The sequence below is a fragment of the Streptomyces sp. HUAS ZL42 genome (genome assembly GCF_040782645.1).
Classification (GTDB): Bacteria; Actinomycetota; Actinomycetes; order Streptomycetales; family Streptomycetaceae; genus Streptomyces.
This window is the reverse complement of the sequence record NZ_CP160403.1, coordinates 4,455,187-4,476,414: the sequence shown is the minus strand read 5'-3', so window position 1 is coordinate 4,476,414 and position 21,228 is coordinate 4,455,187. Positions and strand designations below refer to the sequence as shown.

At 71.7% G+C, this 21,228-nt stretch carries 22 protein-coding genes and 2 pseudogenes; 17 read left to right on the top strand and 7 right to left on the bottom strand.

Annotated features, from left to right (window positions below; all coding sequences use genetic code 11):
- The first annotated feature begins 34 nt into the window (after positions 1–34).
- The 12 genes and pseudogenes from ABZO29_RS20475 (at position 35) to ABZO29_RS20420 (ending at position 12,635) form a co-directional block, all read left to right on the top strand.
- On the top strand, positions 35–298 hold the full coding sequence (locus tag ABZO29_RS20475) for a DUF6284 family protein (RefSeq protein WP_367321642.1): 264 nt from the start codon (positions 35–37) through the stop codon (positions 296–298).
- The gene (locus ABZO29_RS20470) at positions 295–1,185 is read left to right on the top strand and encodes a DUF2637 domain-containing protein (protein WP_367321641.1); all 891 of its coding nucleotides are present in this window, start codon (positions 295–297) and stop codon (positions 1,183–1,185) included. Before ABZO29_RS20475 ends, ABZO29_RS20470 begins: the two co-directional genes overlap by 4 nt.
- Entirely contained in the window at positions 1,185–1,574 is a 390-nt protein-coding gene (locus ABZO29_RS20465) for an RRQRL motif-containing zinc-binding protein (RefSeq protein WP_367321640.1), read from the top strand. The genes ABZO29_RS20470 and ABZO29_RS20465 overlap by 1 nt, the downstream gene beginning before the upstream one ends.
- Before the next feature lie 2 nt (positions 1,575–1,576).
- Positions 1,577–1,876 (top strand): hypothetical protein, encoded by a 300-nt coding sequence (locus ABZO29_RS20460; protein ID WP_367321639.1) that lies wholly within the window; start codon positions 1,577–1,579, stop codon positions 1,874–1,876.
- Between the two features lie 55 nt (positions 1,877–1,931).
- Positions 1,932–2,312 (top strand): DUF6251 family protein, encoded by a 381-nt coding sequence (locus ABZO29_RS20455; protein WP_367321638.1) that lies wholly within the window; start codon positions 1,932–1,934, stop codon positions 2,310–2,312.
- Positions 2,313–2,675: 363 nt separating this feature from the next.
- On the top strand, positions 2,676–4,535 hold the full coding sequence (locus ABZO29_RS20450) for an FtsK/SpoIIIE domain-containing protein (RefSeq protein WP_367321637.1): 1,860 nt from the start codon (positions 2,676–2,678) through the stop codon (positions 4,533–4,535).
- 172 nt (positions 4,536–4,707) lie between these two features.
- Positions 4,708–4,863, top strand: a pseudogene (locus ABZO29_RS20445) (DNA methylase); the annotation flags it as partial.
- A complete protein-coding gene (locus tag ABZO29_RS20440) occupies positions 4,860–5,699 on the top strand; it encodes a bifunctional DNA primase/polymerase (RefSeq protein ID WP_367321636.1) in 840 nt (279 codons plus the stop codon). The pseudogene ABZO29_RS20445 and the gene ABZO29_RS20440, both read left to right, overlap by 4 nt.
- Positions 5,700–5,701: 2 nt before the next feature.
- Positions 5,702–7,177, top strand: a complete 1,476-nt coding sequence (locus ABZO29_RS20435) for an ATP-binding protein (RefSeq protein WP_367321635.1) — start codon at positions 5,702–5,704, stop codon at positions 7,175–7,177.
- Between the two features lie 491 nt (positions 7,178–7,668).
- Positions 7,669–7,908 carry a helix-turn-helix transcriptional regulator gene (locus tag ABZO29_RS20430; protein ID WP_367321634.1) on the top strand — a complete coding sequence of 80 codons (240 nt, stop codon included), beginning with the start codon at positions 7,669–7,671 and terminating at the stop codon, positions 7,906–7,908.
- A gap of 85 nt (positions 7,909–7,993) precedes the next feature.
- Positions 7,994–9,259 carry a tyrosine-type recombinase/integrase gene (locus tag ABZO29_RS20425; protein ID WP_367321633.1) on the top strand — a complete coding sequence of 422 codons (1,266 nt, stop codon included), beginning with the start codon at positions 7,994–7,996 and terminating at the stop codon, positions 9,257–9,259.
- Positions 9,260–9,512: 253 nt separating this feature from the next.
- A pseudogene (locus tag ABZO29_RS20420) lies at positions 9,513–12,635 on the top strand (BTAD domain-containing putative transcriptional regulator).
- A 34-nt stretch (positions 12,636–12,669) separates the two neighbouring features.
- Here the strand turns inward: ABZO29_RS20420 and ABZO29_RS20415 are convergent.
- The 3 genes from ABZO29_RS20415 to ABZO29_RS20405 all read right to left on the bottom strand — a co-directional run bounded on the left by ABZO29_RS20415 (position 12,670) and on the right by ABZO29_RS20405 (position 15,871).
- The gene (locus tag ABZO29_RS20415) at positions 12,670–14,364 is read right to left on the bottom strand and encodes a bifunctional 3'-5' exonuclease/DNA polymerase (protein WP_367321632.1); all 1,695 of its coding nucleotides are present in this window, start codon (positions 14,362–14,364) and stop codon (positions 12,670–12,672) included.
- Positions 14,365–14,431: 67 nt separating this feature from the next.
- Positions 14,432–15,184, bottom strand: coding sequence for a Clp protease N-terminal domain-containing protein (locus ABZO29_RS20410; protein ID WP_367321631.1), 753 nt, complete (start codon positions 15,182–15,184; stop codon positions 14,432–14,434).
- Between the two features lie 57 nt (positions 15,185–15,241).
- A complete protein-coding gene (locus ABZO29_RS20405; protein ID WP_367321630.1) occupies positions 15,242–15,871 on the bottom strand; it encodes a LysE family translocator in 630 nt (209 codons plus the stop codon).
- 244 nt (positions 15,872–16,115) lie between these two features.
- On the opposite strand from ABZO29_RS20405, the gene ABZO29_RS20400 reads away from it, so the two are divergent.
- Positions 16,116–17,219: a DUF2786 domain-containing protein gene (locus tag ABZO29_RS20400; RefSeq protein ID WP_367321629.1), complete on the top strand. Its 1,104-nt coding sequence runs from the start codon at positions 16,116–16,118 to the stop codon at positions 17,217–17,219.
- Between the two features lie 7 nt (positions 17,220–17,226).
- Here ABZO29_RS20400 and ABZO29_RS20395 read toward each other — a convergent pair whose 3' ends face one another.
- The 4 genes from ABZO29_RS20395 to rpmB form a co-directional block, all read right to left on the bottom strand.
- On the bottom strand, positions 17,227–17,787 hold the full coding sequence (locus ABZO29_RS20395; RefSeq protein WP_367321628.1) for a DUF4232 domain-containing protein: 561 nt from the start codon (positions 17,785–17,787) through the stop codon (positions 17,227–17,229).
- 89 nt (positions 17,788–17,876) lie between these two features.
- The gene (locus ABZO29_RS20390) at positions 17,877–18,410 is read right to left on the bottom strand and encodes a hypothetical protein (RefSeq protein ID WP_367321627.1); all 534 of its coding nucleotides are present in this window, start codon (positions 18,408–18,410) and stop codon (positions 17,877–17,879) included.
- Between the two features lie 107 nt (positions 18,411–18,517).
- A complete protein-coding gene (rpsN, locus tag ABZO29_RS20385; RefSeq protein WP_367321626.1) occupies positions 18,518–18,823 on the bottom strand; it encodes a 30S ribosomal protein S14 in 306 nt (101 codons plus the stop codon).
- Positions 18,823–19,059 carry a 50S ribosomal protein L28 gene (gene rpmB / locus ABZO29_RS20380; RefSeq protein WP_367321625.1) on the bottom strand — a complete coding sequence of 79 codons (237 nt, stop codon included), beginning with the start codon at positions 19,057–19,059 and terminating at the stop codon, positions 18,823–18,825. The genes rpsN and rpmB overlap by 1 nt, the downstream gene beginning before the upstream one ends.
- Positions 19,060–19,122: 63 nt before the next feature.
- On the opposite strand from rpmB, the gene rpmG reads away from it, so the two are divergent.
- The 4 genes from rpmG to rpsR are packed head-to-tail and all read left to right on the top strand — an operon-like array spanning position 19,123 to position 20,915.
- Positions 19,123–19,287 carry a 50S ribosomal protein L33 gene (rpmG, locus tag ABZO29_RS20375; RefSeq protein WP_055610751.1) on the top strand — a complete coding sequence of 55 codons (165 nt, stop codon included), beginning with the start codon at positions 19,123–19,125 and terminating at the stop codon, positions 19,285–19,287.
- Between the two features lie 9 nt (positions 19,288–19,296).
- Positions 19,297–19,551, top strand: a complete 255-nt coding sequence (locus ABZO29_RS20370) for a type B 50S ribosomal protein L31 (RefSeq protein WP_367321624.1) — start codon at positions 19,297–19,299, stop codon at positions 19,549–19,551.
- Positions 19,548–20,675, top strand: coding sequence for a GTP-binding protein (locus ABZO29_RS20365; protein ID WP_367321623.1), 1,128 nt, complete (start codon positions 19,548–19,550; stop codon positions 20,673–20,675). Before ABZO29_RS20370 ends, ABZO29_RS20365 begins: the two co-directional genes overlap by 4 nt.
- A gap of 6 nt (positions 20,676–20,681) precedes the next feature.
- Positions 20,682–20,915, top strand: coding sequence for a 30S ribosomal protein S18 (gene rpsR / locus ABZO29_RS20360; RefSeq protein WP_367321622.1), 234 nt, complete (start codon positions 20,682–20,684; stop codon positions 20,913–20,915).
- Positions 20,916–21,228 lie beyond the last annotated feature (313 nt).

The following is a 21,228-nucleotide window of genomic DNA, read 5'->3' as shown; positions in this document are numbered from 1 at the left end:
GGGCCGTTCCACCTGCAAGGGAGAACACGACCCAATGGAACACATCGTCACTGTTCAGGACGCTGTTACCGCGTTCGCCGACTTCATGGAGCCGACGGACACCGAGCTGGACGCCATCGAGCTGGAGATGCCCGCGATCCTCGCGGATGTCGACCTGTTGGACGCGCAGATCATCACCCTTGACCGCACCCCAAACGAGCTGGACGCGCGGCGCATCCGCCGCGCCCGCCGCCGGGTACTGGCCGAACGGCTCATCCTGGCCAACCGCACCTCTGGAACGGCGGGCGGTGCCGCATGAACCGCCCCGGACGCATCCTGCTGGTGGCCGCGCTGGTCGGCGTCGTCGGCATGGCGTTCCGCGTCTCGTGGAACGCGCTGCGCGACATCGCCAACGCCATCGGCGCCGACCACACCGCCGCCACCCTCTACCCGTTCGTGGTCGACGGCCTGATGGCCCTGGCCCTGGTCGCCACCCTCGTCCTGGTCGACCAGGACCGCAGGTTCGCGCTGCGGGTGCTGGGCACCTACACCGCCGCCTCGCTCGTCCTCAACTACGTCCATGGTCTGGTGCCCGCGCTGCACGGCGCGTCGGTCGACTGGGGACGCCTCGCGGACTGGGACCCGGCGAACTGGGCGCTGGTGTTGCTGGCCACGTCGCTGCCGGTCGGGTCGATCTACTTCGGTTCCGACCTGGTCGCCAAGGTGCTGCACCACCGCCCCGCCCCGATCCCCACCGCAGACGCGAATCAGGATGAATCCACCGAGACCATGAGGAATCGGTCTACGGGTGACCTGCCGGAATCGATCCCCACGCCGATCACGGTGACCCGGCTGCGGATGCCCGATCCGGTGGCGGTCGACTTCGCGAAGTCGACGCTGGCCCTCAAGCCGAACCCGTCCATCGCGCCCGCCCCGGTCAAGCCGATCGCGCGGGCGGTGGAGGCGACGTCGTCGCGTCCGCGTCGGGCGACCGGTCGGGTACCGGAGGCCGCCAAGTCGGCCCGACCGAAGCGTACTTCGGCTGAGTTGCTGGAGGAGGCGCGGACCGTGACGGCCGGTTGGTCGGATGCTCAGATCACCGCTGAGGGCATCCGCCGCACGGTGCACACCTCACCGGCCAATGCCCGGATGCTGCGCGACACCCTGCTCGCGGAGCGGGCCGGTGCGCCGGTTGGGGCGCCGTGATGTCCGCCGCGTGGGGCAAGTGCTTCGACCCGACCGGCGCCCGCTACGGCGTCCCCACCTACCCGTGGCGACTCGCCCCGGACGGATACGCCACGCGCCGGCAGTTACGGGCCCAAGGGCTTCGTCCGGGCGGTCAGCCCATAGCCGCGCAGGTCATGCGGATCAACCGCCGCACCGGCGGGCCGCGCGTCGCGTACCTCTACCGCGAGGACCTCGCGCTGCCGGTGCGGCCGATGACGTCGCGGAAGTGGGGGGCGCTCGCGCTGGCGATGCTGGCCCGCCGCACCTGCCCGGCCTGCCGGATCACCTACAGCTACTGCATCTCCCGCCGATACGGCCTGTGCGGGATCTGCATCGACGTCAACGCCACTGCGCGGGAGGGGAGTTGAGCATGGACCGCCGTTGCCCTGCCGCGCACCCCGACGACCCGACGCCCTGCGTCGGTCCGCCCGTGGTGACCGTGCTGGACGCCGTCAACGCCGGCGCCGACGGGTGCGAGCACCACGGCGCCCGCCTCCTGGCCTCGCTCGCTGGCGGTCGTGTCTACGCCCTCCCGGACGCACCCGAGGGCGCCGCGATCCGTGTCTTCACGGCAGCCGCCGGGATCCGCCCGTTCGGCTGGGTCGACGGCCCGCGCACCGAGCCCTCGCAGCTCTGCGAGATCGAGAACCGCGCCCGCCAGGGCCGCTGACCCGCACCCTTCCGGCGCGGCCTGCGCCGACTCCGACTGCCTTGGGAGGTCCCTGGTGGACTCCGACAACCTGCCCGTGCCCGGCATCGTCCGTCTCCCGGACGGCCGCTACGTCTACAACGACACCCCCGCCAATCTCACCTCGATGGCGCCGCCGCAGGCTGCGCCGCCGATGGTGGTGCAGCACATCCACCACGCCCCGCCGGACCGCACGGTGCAGCGCATCGCGCTCGGTTCCGGCGTCGGCGCCGGCGCGGTGGCCGCCGGCGTGTACTTCGGCCCGCTGCTGGTCGGCGTGCTGACCGCGATGGCCGCCAACCTCGCGATGCTCGCCTTCCTGGCCGCCGTCATGGCCTGGGGTGTGGTCACCGTCGTCCGCTCTGTGGGCGGCACCGAGGGCAAGGCCGCCGCCAAGCGGCTGCGGCGCGGACGCTGACCCTGCCTCAACCACCGCCCCGCCCACGGCACTTCACCCCGAGCGGGGCGAAAGCCGTAGGCGGCCCGCAGAGCATCCGGACCCCCTTGCGCGGGGTGGAAGACCCCCAGGGCCCCGAACGGCCGCCCACGGTCCCACAGAGACGCTCTGTGACCGCGTTTTCGGGCCCTCTACGCGCGCGTGCGCGTAGGCCCCTCTCCCCGGAACGGCGCAACCCCGCAACTTCGCAGGTCAGAGGTGGTTGCGGGGGCTCAACCCGTGCTGTCGACGCAACCGGCGGCACCAACCATCCCAATTCGGGCGGGCCGGTGACGCCACGCAACGGCGCACCGGCCCTTATCCACGGTCTTGGAGGACCCTTTCGTGGACTGGAAGCAAGCATGGTCGACCACCACCGCAACGACCAACACCGCGTTGGACGCGCTCGCGCCGATGTGCGCGCCGTTTGCGGCCCGTTGGGACCGCGAGGCCGAGCGCCGCGTGCAGTTGCGGACGCCGGAGAATTTGAAGGCGCTGATGGCGGCGCAGCGGGAGCACAACTCCGCCCGTTCCACGGCGGCGATGGCCCGCAATCAGCGCAGCGCGGCCCGTAAGGCGTCGAACAATCCGCTGTCGGCGACCCGTCGGGCCGCGCGCACGGCGGACAAGGCGGCCCGGCAGCATCACAGCCAGGCGCGTGCGGTGCTCAAGGCGGCGCGGAAGAACTACCCGGCCACCCTCGCGGCCCGCGCCGTGCAGACGCACGCCGCGCACAGCGTGCCGAGCGGGCTGGCCTCGTGGCTTATGACGGAGGCCACCCACGCGCTCACGCTGTGGCCCGCGTCCGTCTCCGCCGGACTCATCGGCCTGAACGTCGCCGGGCTGTGGCTAGGCCGCCGGCAGCCGTCGGTGCGGCTCGATGACGGGATGACGGCGGAGGAACGGCGCCTCGCCTCGCGTCTCGATCCCTCGTTCTGGGTCACCAACGCGGATGCCCGGGGTCTGGCGGGCACGGTGCCGACGCCGGCGAAGCTCACCCCGGCCGGTCTGGTCTCGCACGTGCGCCTGGATGGCCGGTGGACGCCGAAGACGTTCCGGGCGAAGGCGGACGAGATTCGGGCCCTGCTCGGGGCGCGTACGGATCTGCGCATGGAGATCACGTCGGGCAGTCACGGGGACCGGGCCACGATCATGCTGCGCACCCGTAGCGCGGCCGACGGCATTGACCTGACCGGCTGGACACCCGGCGCCCCGTGGGGCGTCGACACGGTCACGGGTGAGCCGGTCATGGTTCCGCTTGGGCGCCGGATGCTGATCGCGGGCACCTCGGGGTCGGGCAAGTCCTGGTCGACCCGGGCCCTGTTGGCGGAGGGTTCGGAGGCGGAGGATCACTGCCTGGTGGTGATCGACCCCAAGCGGGTGGAAGCGATCAACTGGGAGCACCGTGCCCGCACCGCCATCTCGCCGGATGAGGTGCTGGCGGTGACCGATGAGCTGGTCGCTGAGATGTACGAGCGGCTGGCGCTGGTGCCGCGCGGCCAGGACGTCATCGAGATCAGCCCGGAGCGGCCCCGGATCACGGTGTTCGTGGACGAGGGGGCCGAGGTGATCTTCATGGCGCGGGCCAAGGGCTACGAGCAGATCATGGAGAACCTGCGCACCCTGGCCCGCATGGCGCGCGCGGCGGAGATCATCCTGATCTGGGCCACGCAGAAGCCGACCATGGACGCCAAGGGCGGCATCGACGCGCAGGTCAGTGGCCAGATCACCTACCGGGCGTCGCTTGCGCTGTCGACGGCCGGTGAGGCCCGGGTGGTGTTCGGCGACGACGCCACCGAGAAGGGCTGGCACGCCCACGAACTGCCCATGCCTGGCGTGGCGCTCCTGCGGTCCGGACCGAAGGTGCCACCCCATCCGATCAACACCCGGGCGTTCTCTCCTGCGGACGTGATCGCTCTGCCCGAGCGGCCGGTATGGCAGCGCGCATCATCCCGGCCCTCCGGGAACACGCTTCGCCTGGTCAAGGAGCCGACCGCCGCCACGGTGCCCGCGCCCGCGTCGGAGTCGAACCGGGACCGGGTGCTGCGGGCCGTGCACGACGGGGCGCGGACCCTGCGGGACATCACCGACCGCACCGGCATCAATAAGGGCACCGTCTCCCGCGAGATCAAGGCCCTCACCGGTACCGGCGCCCTGGTCAAGAGCGACGACGGCATGCTCCTGCCCGGCCAGGAAGCGGCCTGACCGCTCCCGCGAACGACAACGGCGGCCCCCCTCACGCCAATGACCGGGGCCGCCGCCAATCCACCTGCCCTCAGCAGACCTGTGGAGGTCTCCCAGCATGACCCAACCCACTGACATCCGGCGAGCCCGCGGCTTAAGGCCGCGTCTGCTGGACGTGTTCTCCTGCGCCGGCGGCGGCGGCAAACCGTCCATCCCGGAGCTGCAGGCCGCTCTCGGCATCGACTGGACGGTCGTGCGTGAGGAACTGACCGAGACCATCCCTCCCGCCTTCAGCGAGCACATCGGCCGTGCCTTCCTCGCGCAGGCAGCATGGGAGGTGGCGGCGTGAGCGAGCATCTGCGCACCGCGCTGCGGCTCGCAGCGTCCGGCATCCCGCCTCTGCCGCTGCGCAGGGGGAAGCTGCCGTTCGGGAACTGCCCGGCCTGCGCGCGGAATGCGTGCGGGGGCCGGCCGAACATGAAGACCCCGGGCCCCTGCGCCTGCCCGGCGCCGTGCCACGGTTGGGCCGCCGCCACCACCGACCCTGCCGTCGTACGCTCCCCAGAGTGGGCGCGGGCGTGGCGCGAGGCGGCGGCGGTGGCCTACCACCCCGGCGGCGCCGGCCTGACCGTGGTCGACCTCGACAACGCGGACGCGATCGCGTGGGCCCGCGCGACCCTGCCCGCCACCCGCACCGTGCCGACAACGCGGGGAGAGCACTGGACCTACCGGGGCACCATGCCGTCGGCGAACGCGGTACGGCCCGGCGTCGACATCAAGTCCCTGATGCAGTACGCCCGTTGGCTCGGTCCGGGCATGGGCGCCACTGCCGCTCTCCCGCACGCTGTCCGCGCTCTGGCAGTAAAGGACCCGTCGCCCGTTCGCAGGGCGCCACAGACGCTCTCAGTGCCCCCCGGGGGCCGTGGGGGCGAGTGCCGACACCGCACGCCCGTGTTCCTGGAACGTGGCATCGCCATGGCGGAACAGCGCATCACCGAGGCCCGCAGCAGCATCCACGCGACCGTCTACCGCACCTTCCTCGCGGTGCTGTCGACGCACGGCCGGTGCGGCTGCCTCACCGACGCCCACGTCGCCCGCCTGTTCGCCGCCGCGCAGGCCAAGGGTGAAACCGTCCGGCACTGCACCGACGCGTGGACCAACGCCCGCACCGCACTGGGGATGTGACCGTGACCGAGGACGACAAGACTCCGGCCCGCCAGATCATCACCGACTACGCGCAAGCGCACTTCCGGTACTTCCGCACCGTCGACGGCACCGTCTACGCGCAGAAGAACGGCCACCCCGTCGCCCGCCCGATCCGCTCCCAGGGCACCACCGGCAGCCACCGGCAGGAACTCATGGTCGGCCTGTTCAAGGACGGGGTCGGCGTGTTCAACGGTACGGCACTCAAGGAGGCGTTGGACTTGATCGAAGCACTCGCGCTGACCGAGGACGTACAGCCCACCCACATCCGCGTGGCGCCCGGGTTCGACGGTGCGACCTGGCTGGACCTGGGCCGCGCCGACGGAAAGTCCGTTCGCATACACCCCACCGGCTGGGACGTCCGCACCCCCGACCCGCAGGAAGTGTGCTGGCGGCGCACCCAGCTCACCGGGGAACTGCCCCTGCCTGCCAAGGACACCAACGGCAAGGGCATCGACCTCCTGCTGCGCCTGTGCAACTTCGCCGGTGCCGAGACCGAATGCCTGGCCCTGGCCTGGTTGATCGGCTGCCTGGAACCCTCCGTGCCCGTGCCCGCCCCCTTCCTCACCGGCCCCCAGGGGGCGGGCAAGTCCACCGGTGGCCGGATGCTGGTGCGGATCATCGAGGGGATGAGCGGTGACCTGCGCCGGCCGCCGAAGGACGAGGAGAACATGATTACGGCCGTTGCCGCCGGGTGGGTCACCGCCCTGGACAACCTCTCCCACCTGCCCCCGGACCTGTCCGACCTGATGTGCTGCATCGTGACCGGCGCGGAGAGCATCAAGCGCGCCCTGTTCACCGACGGCGACGTCGTCCGCTCCCGCTACCGGCGCCCCATGCTGCTGACCGGCATCGACGTCGGCGTCATCCGCCCGGACCTCGCCGAACGCCTCCTCCCGCTGCGTCTCGTGCGGCCCCGGGTGCGGCGCACTGAGGCGGAGCTGTGGGGGGAGTACGCGGAGATCCTGCCGGTCGTTCTCGGCTCCCTGCTGGACCTCACAGTCAAGGTGCGGGCCGCTCAAGCGGACACCCCCACCGACCTGCGCATGGCCGACTTCGCCCACCTGTGCGCACAGCTCGATGCGGCGACCGGCTTCGGCTCGCTGGCCGCCTACCGGGCCAGCCTCGATGACCTCAACGACGACGTCATCGAAGGTGACCTGCTGGCACAGACGGTCCTGAAGCACGCCGCCGAGCTCGAAGCGGGAACGGAAGTCCGCATGACCTCCTCGGAGTGGCTGCACTGCCTCACCACCCTCTACAGCGGTGAGGAGTGCCGTCCCCTGCCCAAGGGCTGGCCCACCACCGGCAAGGTCCTCTCCGACCGTCTCAAGCGGCTACAGCCGACCCTTGCCGCACGCGGCGTGCTCATTGACTGGGGACGCACCAGCGCCGCCCGCTACATCGAGATGACCCGCGCCGCCGCACTCGCCCCGCACGAGCAGGAAGCGGCGTTCTGACCGCGCCGACGCGACAAGCAAGAGGAGCACCCCGCCCGGCGCAGGGTGCTCCTCTTGTTGTTCCGGCGGCACGCCGCCGCTGCACAAGACGTGCCGCGAAGCGGCTCCTCATTCGTGTTCTGAGCCGAGCCAAACCACCACCGACACCACCCTCTCTTTTCCTAAGAGAAGAGATCCTGCGTCACCCACGTCACCAGCCACCCGAACCCGGCCGCTGACCAGCGGTTATAACCGTGACGCAGACGGCCGAAACCTGCGTCACCGCCCGTCATCCGCGTCACAGGTGACAGAGCACCGTCCCGCCGTGTGACAAGCCCCGGACTGTCCGCGTCACCGCATAACCGCAGTTCAGGCGCATAAATGACGGGCGTGACGCGATGACGCAGAGATCCGAGCTTCGGACACACGCAGGCTCACACTCTTGCCCGCAGTACGGACTCACCGCAGGACACCTCACCCCACCCCGCGACGGACATGAGGAGTCACCAGCTATGGCCACGCAAGAGCCGAACGACCCGCGCGCCCTCCTGCGCGGCGGCCTCCCGGACCGCTACCTCACCCCGGAAGACCTGGTCACCATGTTCAGCCTCCCCAGTGTCGAGACCGTCTACCAGTGGCGACGCAAGCGCATAGGCCCGGCCGGATTCCGCGTCGGCCGCTACCTCCGCTTCAACCCCGCCGCCGTACAGGCGTGGGAGGCCGAACGCACCGCCCTTGAAGACACCGCCTGAGCCTGCCGCACCCCGCACAACACAACTCCCGGGGAGGGGCACACCGTGCCCTCCCCGCCCCATCCCAGAAGGGACTACGCCCCACATGGCTGGCCACATCCAAGACCGCTGGTTCAAGACGGAGAAGGACGCCAACGGCAAGACCATCCGCGTCAAGACTGACCGGTATGGCATCGGCCTGCGCTACCGGGCCCGCTACATCGGCCCCGACGGAACCGAGAAGTCCAAGAGCTTCCCCGACGGACAGAAGCGCATCGCCGAGAAGTGGCTGGCAAAGACCGAGACCGACATGAACAGCGGTGACTACGTCGACCCGCGCCAGGCCAAGACCACGTTCCAGCAGTACGCGGCGAAGTGGGCCAAGAGCCTGACCTCAGACGAGAACAGCGGCGCGGCCGTCGAAACTCGGCTCCGCCTGTACGCCTATCCGTACATCGGCTCGCGCCCACTCGGTTCGTTCAAGCCTGAGCACATCAGGGATTGGTTGGGTGAACTGAAGCAGGCCGTACCGAACCTGACTCACCGGCGCCTCATCTTCGAAAGCGTGTCGTCGGTGATGAACGCGGCCCGTGATGACGGCATGCTGCGCCTCAACCCGTGCCGGGCGGCATCGGTCAAGGCGCCTCAGCCTGTGCCGATTCGCGTGAAGCCCTGGAGTCCTGAGCGGACATTCGCGGTGCGCGCCGCGCTCCCCGAGCGCTATCGCGCGATGGTCGACCTCGGAGCGGGGTGTGGACTGCGACAGGGCGAGATCTTCGGGCTTCCGCTCGACGAAATCGACTTCCTGAAGGGCTGGGTTCACGTCGGTTTCCAGGTCAAGCAGGTGCGCAGCAGGCTGGTGTTCGCGCCCCCTAAGCGCGGGAAGGTGCGTGACGTCCCTCTGCCGGCGGAGGTGGGGAAGGAACTGGCGGATCACATCCGACGCTTCCCGCCGACCGACGTCACCTTGCCCTGGCTGACGCCGGACGGCGACCCGATCACAAAGAAGCTGCTGTTCGTGGCACCCGGGGGCAATGCGGTCTGGCGCGACGTCTTCAACACCTATGCCTGGAAGCCCGCCCTCGCCGCCGCCGGCGTCATCCCCAAGCCAGAGAAGGGCGAGCGGCACGCGGCGGCCCGTGAACACGGCATGCATGCCCTGAGGCACTTCTACGCGTCCGTTCTCCTGGACGCCGGCGAGAACATCAAGGCCCTGAGCGCCTACCTGGGACACAGCGATCCCGGTTTCACGCTTCGGGTCTACACACACCTCATGCCGAGCAGCGAGGGGCGCACCCGCCGAGCGGTCGACAACGTGTTCCGGGCGGCCGCTTCCCATGATCACGGCCCACAGACGGCCCAGGCAGCATGAGGACCCCCCTGGCCAGCGGCTCCGTCGCAGGTCAGGGGGCATCCCGGCGTCGCGATCACGCCAAATCGCTAACATATGGCCAATGGTTCTCCGTGCGGGAGCCGGACGGTCGACCCGAGGACTTCGGGTGACTGCGGGAAATGGGCGGCACGGTAGCGGAATCCGGTGCGGGCCGTCGAGAGCGAGGTGGCGGAGAACCGCCGCCGGGAGCGCGGTCGGGCGCGGGAACGCGGGAAGGCAGTGGGGCGGCGTGATGAGGAGCGCGCTGCGGTTCGGACTGCTGGGACCGCCGGTCCTGTACGAGCCCGATGTCGCGTACGACACCGAGGGCGGCGCCAGTGGTGGCGCGCACGCGCTCCGCAGTGTCCACAGTGTCCGCAGTGTCGGCAGCCCCAAGGTGCGCGCCCTGCTGGCCGCGCTGCTGCTGGAGGCCGGCCGCGTCGTTCCGGTCGCCTCGCTCAAGGACGCGCTGTGGGGCGGCGCGCCGCCCGCGTCCGCGCAGGCCTCGCTGCACAACCACGTGACCCGGCTGCGCCGGCTGCTCGACGATCCGGAGCGGCTGCGGGCGGTGCCGCCCGGGTACCTGCTGCGCGTCGAACAGGGCGAGCTGGACGTCCACGTGTTCGAGCGGCATGTCGCCGCGGCCCGGGGCGCGTACGCCGCCCGCAACTGGGCGCGCGTCGTGGACGAATGCGCGGCGGCGCTCGCGTTGTGGCGGGGTGTGCCGCTGAGCGGACTGCCCGCCGAGCAGGTCGGGTACGCGTTCGTGCAGCGCCTCCAGGAGGCGCGACTGCTGCTGCTGGAGTGGCGGTACGACGCCGAACTCGCCGTCAGGGGCGCACGCCTCGACGGTGTCGTACCGGAGCTGGCGGCGCTGGCCGCCGAACATCCGCTGCGGGAGGCGTACCACCGCCAGCTGATGCTCGCGCTGCACCGGACCGGCCGACAGGCCGAGGCCCTGGCAGTACACCGCGATCTGCGCAGCCGCCTCGTGGAGGAGCTCGGCATCGACCCGGGGCCCGCGGTGCGGGAGGCGCACGTGGAGGTGCTGCAGGGCTCGGTGGGGGAGACCGGAGAGGCCGGAGAGGCCGGAGAGGCCGGAGAGGCCGGAGAGGCCGGAGAAGCCGGGGAGACGGGGGAGACCCGTGAAGCCGGGGACACGGTCGGCCAGGACGTCCGTGCCTCCTCCGTCGGCGCCCTCTCCGAGCACCCGCACGCGTACAGCGCACCGCCCTCACCGCGACCCGCCCAACTTCCTCCGGCCCCGGTCCATTTCATTGGCCGGGCCGAGGTGGGCCGGCTTCTGCGCCGAGCCCTGACCACGGCCACGGGTGCCCCCGCCGCCGTCATCAGCGGCATGGCCGGGGTGGGCAAGAGCGCGCTCGCGCTGCACCTGGCGCACGGACTGCGGGAACGTTTCCCCGACGGCCAGCTGTACATCAACCTGCACGGCGCCACCCCGGGCATGACCCCCCTCACCCCCGGCCAGGCACTCACCGCCCTGCTGCGCGACCTCGGCACCGAGCCCCGCCGCATCCCCGAACACCCGGACGCGGCAGCAGCGCTGCTGCGTTCCCTGCTCGCGCCGACCCGCACGCTCATGGTCCTGGACGATGCCGCGAACGCCGCCCAGGTACGACCGCTGCTGCCGGCCGGCCCAGGCTGCGCGGTGATCGTCACCGGCCGCTCCCCGCTGACCGCCCTCGACGGCGCCCACCGTTTCCCCCTCGCGCCGCTGTCGGACGAGGAGAGCGCCCAGCTGCTGCGGGCCGTGTCGGGACGGGACGGTCTCGACGCCACCCACCCCCTTGTCGAACTCACCGGCCGGCTCCCGCTCGCCCTCCGCGTCGCCGCCGCCCGCCTCGCCGCCCGCAGCGCCCTCACCCCCGACGTACTGGCCGGCTAGCTCACCGCCACGGAAGGGCGGTTGCACCACCTTGAGTACGACGACCTGAGCGTGCGCCGCTCCCTGGCCGTCGCCCAGGACGCACTCGCCGCGTCCGACCGTGCGGCCGACCGGGACGCCGCCCTTGTGCTGCGCCGCATCGGCGCGTTCGACCTCCCGGCCTACGGGGCACCCCTCCTCGCCCGTCTCGCGGGCATCGGCGAGCGCCGCGCCGAGGCCGCCCTCGACCGTCTCGTCGATGTGGCCCTTCTGGAGGAGACGGCGTACGGCCGCTACGCACCCCACGACCTCGTCCGTGACTTCGCCCGTGAGCTCGCGGTCGGCGAGGGCGCCGCAGACGCCGCCGAGGCCGCCCTCCGCTGGTACACCGCCGTCGCCGAACGCACCCTCACCGCGATCGTCGAGCCGGGCCTCGACCAGGACGACCGGCGCCGCCCGACCGCGGCCCAACCGCCCGACCACGCAGCCCACGTGACGACGGTGCCGTCCTTCACCGCTCCCGAAGCCGCCTTCGCCTGGGGTGACTTGGAGCTGGAGAACATCGTGGCTCTCGCCGAGCGGTACGCGGAGGCGCCCGACGACCGCATGGCCGCCCACGTCTCCACCCTCGTCCGGCTTATCTTCCCCTACGTCCAGCGCAGCGGCCGTGTCGCCGAGATGGAGGTGCTCGGTCGGATCGCCCTGCGTGTGGCGAGGCGGCTCGGGGACGAGGCGGCCGAGGCGTACGCGCTGGGTGACCTCGCCGGACTGCACTTCCTGACCGGCCGCCAGAACGACGCCCTCGCCTTCAACGACCAGGCCCTGGCGCTCTGGCGAAGCCTCGACCGCCTCTCCTGGATCCGGCGCTGCCTCAACAACCGCGGGCTGCTGCTCGAAGGGCTCGGCCGGTACGACGAGTCCCGCGACGCACTGCTGCAGAGCCTGGAGTACTCGCGGCAGCTCGACGACCCACATGGACAGGCCGTCACCCACAGCCACCTGGGGAACCTGTACGAGCACACCGACCCGCGAGCCGCCATCGAGCAGCACCGGCGCTCACTCGCGATCGGGGACGAGATCGGCGCGGTCATCGTGCAGCACTCCGCGCACTGCAACATCGGCTACGCCCACCTGGCCCTCGGCGAACCGGCCGCCGCCGTGCCCCACTTCGAGGAGAGCCTGCGCATCCTGGGCAGTCACGGCGACTGGCACGGCGAGTCGCAGACACGGCTCGGTCTGGTGCGGGCGCTGCGGCTGCTCGGCCGCGTGGAGCGGGCGGGTCGGGAGTGCGACGAGCTGCTGGGGCGGGCGGATGCCCGTGCGGATCGCTATACGGGTGGTCTCGCCCGCCACCAACTCGGGCTTGTGCTGCGGGAGAAGGGGCAGGTGCGGGAGGCGTACGAGGAGTGGCGTGCGGCGCTGGATGCGCTGGACGGGACGGACGAGAAGATGGTTGTGGGAGAGCTACGGGAGCTGCTGGCCGGACGCTGATCAGGACGGCCCGCAGCTGAGCCCACTTGTGCGCTCACTTCGCGTCCGCGTAGCACTCCACCACCGCCGTCGTGAACGGGAAGCGCACCGGTGTCTCCCCGAACGTCAGGCGGCCTGCCAGGTCGGATGCCTCCCGGATGGCCGCGACCACTGTGTCCGCCTCCTCCTTCGGGCAGTGCACGATCACCTCGTCGTGCTGGAAGAAGACCAGCTCGGCCGCCATGTCCGCGCACGTCCGCCGCAGTGCGGCGAGCAACAGCAGAGCCCAGTCGGCGGCGCTGCCCTGGACGACGAAGTTGCGGGCGAAGCGGCCGCGGGCGCGGGAGTTGGTGGAGGCGTAGCCGGGGACCCACTCCTGGCCGCCGGGGTCGTCGGCCGCCGGGCCCTCCTGGGGGATGCCGGCCTCCTCGGAGGCGTCGTCGCCCACCCCGGCCGCCGGCGGGCACGTCCGCCCCAGCCACGTCCGTACGAGCCGCCCCTCCTCACCGGCGCGGGCCGCGTCGTCGACGTACGCCACCGCCTTGGGGAAGCGGCGTCTGAGCGCGGCGAGGTTCTTCAGGCCGTCGCCGGAGGTCTGGCCGTAGACCGCGCCGAGGACGGCGAGCTTGGCCTGGGCGCGGTCGCCGGAGAAGGCGCGGTCGGAGACGGACTGGTACAGATCGGTCTGCCGGGCCGCCACCTCCATCAGACCGGGGTCACGGGAGATCGCCGCCAGCACGCGCGGCTCCATCTGGTCGGCGTCGGCGACGACGAGCCGCCATCCCGGCTCGGCGACCACGGCCCGCCGGATCACCTTGGGGATCTGCAGCGCACCGCCGCCGTTGGTCACCCAGCGGCCGGTGACGGTACCGCCGGCGAGGAACTCGGGCCGGAAACGGCCGTCGCGAACCCAGTCCTGGAGCCAGGACCAGCCATGGGCCACCCAGATGCGGTACAGCTTCTTGTACTCGATCAGCGGCTTCACCGCCGGGTGGTCGACGGACTCGATCTCCCAGCGGCGGGTGGACCGGACCTTGATCCCGGCCTGTGCGAAGGCCTTGATGACGTCGTTCGGCAGGTCGGGGCGGACCCGGCGGCCGAAGGCCGCCGACACCTCGTCCGCGAGCTCGGCCAGGCGGCGCGGCTCACCGCCGCCCGCGTACCGCTCGCCGAGCAGCTCGTGCAGCACCTCGCGGTGGACGTCCGCGCTCCAGGGCAGCCCCGCGCGGTTCATCTCGGCGGCCACCAGCATTCCCGCCGACTCGGCGGCCGTCAGCAGCCGCATGCGGTCGGGATGGGCCGTGGTGTCATGGCGCCGCTGCTGGTCGGCGTACACCTCCAGGAGGTCGGCCAGGGGCAGACGGACGGTCTGCGGTTCGAAGAGGGGTGACTGCGAGCCTGGTTCGGCGGACCGCTGCGGCGGGTCCGGCGGTACGGGACCGCCGCGCAGCCGGGCCAGGGCGGCTGCCGCCGAGCGGGGTTCGCCGTATCGCCCCTCGTGGCCCAGGAGGAGGGTCTCGGCGTCCTCGATGTCGTAGCACCGCTCGACTCGCACCCCCGTGGCGAGCAGACGCGGGTAGACCTCGGCCGTCGAGCGCCAGACCCAGCGGGTCACGTGCGGTCGGGAGCGTACCGCCTCCGTCAGGTCCGCCTCCTGCAGCACCGGTCCGGCGGGCAGCCCGTCCCGGCCGAGGGGGGCGAGCTCCACGCCACGGTCCTCGGCCGGTGCGAGAGCCCACCGGTCGGTCATGCCGCGAGTGTCGCAGGCGGCTCTGACAACGGCCCTGAGCTGCGGATACACAGACTTGACGGGCGACTCAGCCCTGCTCGTCCCCGGCCTGCCCGCCCTGGTTCCTCACGTACGCCGACAGCGCCTCGGCGACCTCCGCCTCCGTGGCCGCCTTCGCGATGCCCAGGTCCGACAGGACGCCCTGGCCGTTCTCGAACTCCAGCAGGGCGAGCAGGATGTGCTCGGTGCCGATGTAGTTGTGGCCGAGGCGAAGGGCCTCGCGGAAGGTGAGCTCCAGGACCTTCTTGGCGCCGGAGCCGTAGGGGACGAGCTCCGGGACCTCCTCGGCGGCGGGCGGCAGTGCGGCGGTGGCCGCCTGGCGCACGGTGTCGAGGAGGACGCCCTGGGCCGTGATCGCCTTGGCGGCCAGGCCCTCGGGCTCGGCCAGCAGGCCGAGGACCAGATGCTCGGGGCGGCCCTCGGGGTTGCGGGCGGCGAGGGCCTCGTTGTGGGCGGCCATCACCACGTTGCGCGCGCGGGGCGTGTAGCGGCTGAAGCCCTGGCTGGGGTCGAGGTCCGTCGACTCCTTCGGCACGAACCGCTTCTGGGCGGCCTGCCGCGTGACGCCCATGCTCTTGCCGATGTCCGTCCAGGAGGCGCCCGAACGCCGGGCCTGGTCGACGAAGTGACCGATGAGGTGGTCTGCCACCTCACCCAGGTGCTCGCCGGCGATCACCGCGTCCTGGAGCTGCTCGAGGGCGTCGCTGTGAACCTTCTTGATCGCCGCGATGAGGTCGTCGAGGCGGACGGATGACGTGATGGGAGAAGGGTTCGTCGTCATGTGTCAACCCTAGGTTGACAGGCGGGAGGCGTCAACCCCGAGTTGACACCCCCTCGGCTACTTCGGCGAGGACGCCACAAGCCGCACCGCCAGCCCCGTGAACACCGTCCCGCTGAAGACGTTGAGCCCGCGCGCCACCCGCCGGCTGCGGCGCAGCAGCGCGGAGAGCTTCCCGGAGAGCAGTCCGATCGAACCGTCCACCGCGAGGCCCATGACGGTGATCGTGGCCCCGAGAAGCAGGAACTGCTCCCGCACGTGCCCCAGTCCGGGGTCGACGAACTGCGGCAGGAAGGAGACGTTGAAGAGGATCACCTTGGGGTTGAGCAGGTTGGTGACGGCTCCCTGCCAGAAGGCCCGCCGCCGTCCGGAACCGGCCTTCCCGTCCGCCTCGACGGGCACCGCACGGTCCCGGAAGGCCTTCAGCGCGAGGTACAGCAGATAGGCCGCGCCGACCCATCGCAGCACGTGGTAGAGCGTCGGCAGGGCCAGGAACAGAGCCGACAGCCCGAGCGCCGCGGCGACCGAGTGCACGAGCATCGCGCAGGCCACCCCGGCCGCGGCCATCACCCCCGTGGCGGGTCCACCGCGGCCGCCCATCGCCACGATGAACATCATGTCGGGGCCGGGAGTGATACAGAGCGCGAACGCGGCCACGAGGAAGGCCGCGTAAAGAGACAGATCCACCATGAGGCCATGCTTGAACCGGCCCAGGAGAGGGTCGACCGAGTTTCGCTGAGTGAGACGCGGACGACCGACGTCGCCCAACCGCGGGCAGCAGCCCGTCCCGCCCGACCGCGGGCGGCACCCCGCAAGCGCCGGGCCGCGCGACCCACCCCACGGCACCAGCGGCGGCCGCCCTGCCGACGCAGGCACCCGGCACCAGCGGCGGCCGCCCTGCCGACGAACGCCCACCCCATGACACGATCGCAGGGTGAGCAGCACGCCCCGCACCGTCGACCGCGCCTTCCGGACCGCCCTCTACGACCCCGCCGACACCGCCCTCGACACCGGCGCATCCCTTCTCGCCGCCGACCCCTCAGCGGACGCGGAACTGGCGCGGCGCGGCGAGGAGTTCGTCGCGGCCGCCTGGCGACGAGGCTGGCAGCCCGCCGACGTCGTACGGATCGTCCGGCGCGAACTGGACGACGTACACGTGACGCTCGTCACCACCCTGATCCACGCACAGGCGCGCAACGACCGCCCCCGCGGCCCCCGCTGGCGAGCGCAACTCGACGAGCTGACCCCGCACACCCCGCCCCGCCCCGACCGCTTCTCCCACGCCACCGCAACCCTGCAGCTGTACCGTCTCCTGCTCCGCCTCCCCCACCTCGAACCGCTCCAGGAGTCCGCCCCGGCCCCCCGCTCCGACTCCCGCATGCTCACCCGGATCCGCGCGCTGCTCGCCAAGGCGGAAGCGACCGGGTACCCGGAGGAGGCGGAGGCGCTCACCGCCAAGGCGCAGGAGCTGATGGCCCGGCACAGCGTCGACGAGGCGCTGCTCGCCGCACAGGCCCCCGCCCCCGACGCGCCCGGCGCCTGCCGGATCGGCGTCGAGCCGCCGTACGAACAGGCCAAGGCGGTCCTCCTGGACGCGGTGGCAGGCGCGAACCACTGCAAGGCCGTGTGGAACGAACCCCTCTGCTTCTCCACGGTCGTGGGTTTCGAGGCGGACCTCGAAGCGGTGGAGCTCCTCTACACCTCACTCCTGGTGCAGGCCCAGTCCGCCATGACGAAGGCGGAGGCGGCCCAGAGGGCGGGCGGCCGCAAACGTACGAAGACGTTCCGGCAGTCCTTCCTCGCCGCCTACGCCCACCGCATCGGCACCCGTCTCGTCGCCGCCGCCGAGACCCAGGTGAGCGACGACCTGCTCCCCGTTCTCGCCTCCCGCGAGGTCGCGGTCACGGCGGCGACGGACCGCATGTTCCCGGAGACCGTCACGACCCGCCTGCGCGGAGTCTCGGACGCGGCCGGCTGGAACGAGGGCGCCGAGGCGGCGGACCGGGCCCGGGTGCAGGCCCGGCCCCGGCTCCCCTGAGAGAGCGTCAGTCGCCCGACTGCTGGAAGGCGCTCACCGACGCGTCCGGCTCGCCCCCGTCACCCTTCAGCGCCACCTCGCCGTACGACCACGTGAAGCTCTCTTCGGTGTCGGCACCCGGCAGGCTGTACTTCACCGTCTTCACGGCGAGGCTCTTGGATCCGCCCGCCTCGCCCCGTACGTAGGTGATGGTGAAGGACGTGGTGCCGTTCGCGGCGAGCGTCAGCTTCTGCGCTTGCGCGGCCTCGTCCGCGGGAACGGCGGCGGAGGTGTCGCCTGCGTGGAGATCGACGCCGGGGAAGCCCTCCAGGGTGCACGCCGAACCGCGGTTGGTGAGCGTGACCGTGACGTTGCCGCTGTCCCCGGCGGCGGGTGCGGCGTTGACGGGCCCGACCTCCGCACCGAGCTGGTCGACGGCGCAGGCGCCGCCGCTCTTCTGCTTCCCCGAGGAGCTGCTGGAGGAGCTACTCGCCGAGCTGCCGGCGGAGTGGCTCCCGGAGCCGCTGTCGCAGGCGGTGAGCAGGAGGGTCGCGGCGAGGGCGGTGACGGTGATCGGAACGGCGCGCATGGATGGTTCCCCTGAGGTCGTGACGGTGCTCATGGATCATCACGTATGAGCCGTGCGCGCCGTTGCGCGCCCCCCGGAATGACGGGCGTCTACGATTCGAGACTCGCCGTGGGCAACCCCGTCGGCAGCTGTCCGCCCTCCGCCTTGGTGTACGTCTCCTTGCCGAGCGCGCCGGACCAGGTGACCTGCAGTGTGCTCTTGCTGACGGAGTCGACCATGCCCGTCGCGCGGTCCTTGCTGCCGTTGGTGCACTTGAGGTGGATCATCTTCATGCCCGCCTCCTCGCCCGCCGTTCCGCTGCACACGGTCCCGCCCGTGGCGAAGAGCCCGGCCTGCGTGCCGTTGATCACCAGGGCCACGGCCTTGCCGTCGGTCGTGGCCAGCCAGCTGCCCACCAGCTCGTCCGACGCCGACGTCACCCCGCTTTCGCCGCCGTCGCCACCGCCGGTGCCGGCGGTGGCGGACGTGCCGGTGCTCGCGCCGGCCGAGGGTTCGTCCTCGGAGCCGCCGTCCGAGCTGCACGCGGTCAGCGCGAGCGCGCCAGCCAGCGCGGCGGCGGCAGCGATCCGCAGCTGCCGGCGGGACGCCCTGCGTGAGGTACGCGGGAAGGTGGCCGAAGTCACTGGAAGCTCCCAAGCTGTAGCCGGTCGGCCGGTGGCCGCGAGGACCGCAGCAAGCTACCAGGACGGCCCAGGAGAACCATGAGGACCGCCTGGGAGAACCTGTCGACCTACCAGGAGGCCTTGCGCACCCCCGGCAGATACCCGGCGTGTGCCTGCTCCCGCAGACTCACCCGGGACAGCCCGAACGCCCGGAAGTAGCCGCGCGGCCGACCGTCCACCTGATCACGGTTGCGTACGCGCGTGGCACTCGCGTCCCGTGGCTGCCTGCGCAACTCCCGTTGGGCGGCGAGCCGTTCGGCCTCCGTCGAGGAGGGCCGCCGGATGATCTCCTTCAGCTCGGCCCGTCGCTCGGCGTGGCGCGCGACGACCTCCTGCCGCTTCTCGTTCTTCGCGATCTTGCTCTTCTTCGCCATCAGACGCGCACCCCCCGGGCACGGATCCGGGCCACCGCAGCCTCGACGCCGATCGCGTCGACGGTCTTGATGCCCCTCGCGCTGAGGCGCAGCCGTACGTACCGGCCCTCGCTCGGCAGCCAGTACCGCTTGGACTGGATGTTCGGGTCGAAGCGGCGTGAGGTGCGCCGGTGGGAGTGGGAGACACGGTTGCCGAAGCCGGGCCGGGCGCCGGTCAGCATGCAATGCGCGGACACGGGGTGACGTACCTCTCCTCGAGTGGAAGTGTTAATGGAATTCATTTTCAGTAAGATAGCAGCATGGCTCGCAACGAACTCCGCCCCGTCGTGAAGCTCCGGTCCACAGCCGGTACGGGCTACACGTACGTCACCCGCAAGAACCGCCGCAACGACCCGGACCGCATGACCCTGCGCAAGTACGACCCGGTCGCCGGCCGTCACGTCGACTTCCGAGAGGAGCGCTGAACCACCGCCATGCGCAAGGGAATCCACCCCGCCTACGGTCCCGTCGTCTTCCGTGACCGCGCCGCGAACCACGCCTTCCTGACCCGCTCGACGATGACCGGCAACAAGACGATCGAGTGGGAGGACGGCAACACCTACCCGGTCGTGGACGTCGAGATCTCCGACGTCAGCCACCCCTTCTACACGGGCACCGCCCGCGTCCTGGACACCGCCGGGCGGGTGGAGCGCTTCGAGCGCCGGTACGGGAAGCGGGGCGAGGCGTGAGTCTGCCGGTCGTGATCGTCGGCGGGCTGCACGCCGACGCGCGCAGGGCGGCCGTGGCGCAGCTGCTCGCCGACGTGCCCGGCAGCGTCGTACTCCACCACGACCTGGCCACGGCGGTGGCCGGCACGGTCGCACGCACGATCCGCGACGCCACCGGCATCCTGTCCGCGGGCGAGGCACCCCTGGTCAACGACTGCGCGTGCTGCGCCCTGCGCGAGGACCTGGTGCCGGAACTGCGCCGACTCGCGGACGCGGGAAGCACCGGCCTCGCGGTCGTCGAACTGTGGGACTCCGTCGAGCCCAAGGCCATGGCCGAGGTGGTCACGGCCGGTGGGCTGACGGTGACCGGCGTGATCACCGCCGTCGACCCGGCACTGCTGCTGCCGTACCTCGGCAACGGCGACGACCTCGCCGAGCGCGGCCTCGCCGCGGCCGCCACCGACCGGCGCACGGTCGCGGACACCTTCGCACGGCAGCTGGAGTACGCCCCCGTCCTCGCCGTCACCGAGTCCGAGGAGGCCGACGACGAGGACCGCGAACTGCTCGCCCAGCTGCATCCGACGGCCCGCCAGGTCGTCGTCGGTCACGAAGGGCTCGCAGGCGCGGCACTCGCCGGTTTCGACGTCGAGGCGGCCGCCGCCGCACAGCACCCGGCCTGTGCGCTGCTGCCCGCCGAGGCCGACGCGCACGGTGTGTCCACCCTGGTCTGGCATCGCCGCCGCCCCTTCCATCCGGAGCGGCTCTACCAGGCCCTGGAGGACCTGACCTGCGCCGCCGCCCGCAGCCGGGGCCGGTTCTGGCTCGCCGACCGTCCCGACACGCTGCTGCACTGGGACGCGGCCGGCGGGGCGCTGTGCGTCGAGAGCGCCGGCCCGTGGCTGGCCGCCCTGCCCGACGCGGCCTGGGAGATGGTCCCGCCGGTGCGCCGCGCAGCCGCCGCGCTGGACTGGCACCCGGAGCACGGCGACTGCTGCCAGCACCTGGTGTTCACGTCCCCCGGCCTCGACCGCGACGGACTCGAGCAGCTGCTGGAGTCCTGCCTGCTGACCGAGGCCGAGTACGCCGCCGGGCGCGACGCCTGGAAGCGGCTGCCGCCCGCCTTCGACACCCTGCTGGAGGTCTGACCCGCCATGTCCCGCAAGAGCGACCGCAAGCCCGCGAAGGACCGGCCCAACCCGCTGGACCAGGCCGGAGTGACGTACATCGACTACAAGGACACCGACCTGCTGCGGAAGTTCATCTCCGACCGCGGCAAGATCCGCAGCCGCCGCGTGACCCGGGTGACCTCCCAGCAGCAGCGACAGCTGGCGCGGGCCGTCAAGAACGCACGGGAGATGGCGCTGCTGCCGTACTCGGGCCGCTGACAGCCGCGGCCCGCCACGTCGGCTCCGCCCGGAGGTTCACCTTTCCCGGGCGGAGCCGACGTGCCGTCTTTTGCAGGCCCCGGCGAGCCCTTCGCGATCGAGCACTGATCCGGCAGACAGCGCTTCCACCGCTCGGCGACGGCCCCGCTCGCCGACGTACAGGACAGGCTCCATTCGTACGAACGATTCCGGCGCGACCGTCCGAAGGGCGTCGGCGGCCTGCTCAGCCGTATGCCCGACCGTGACATGACATGAGCCGCGCGCTCGGGCCCATACCGACCCCGCCCCGAGGGCGATGTGGGCCTCCTTCGTG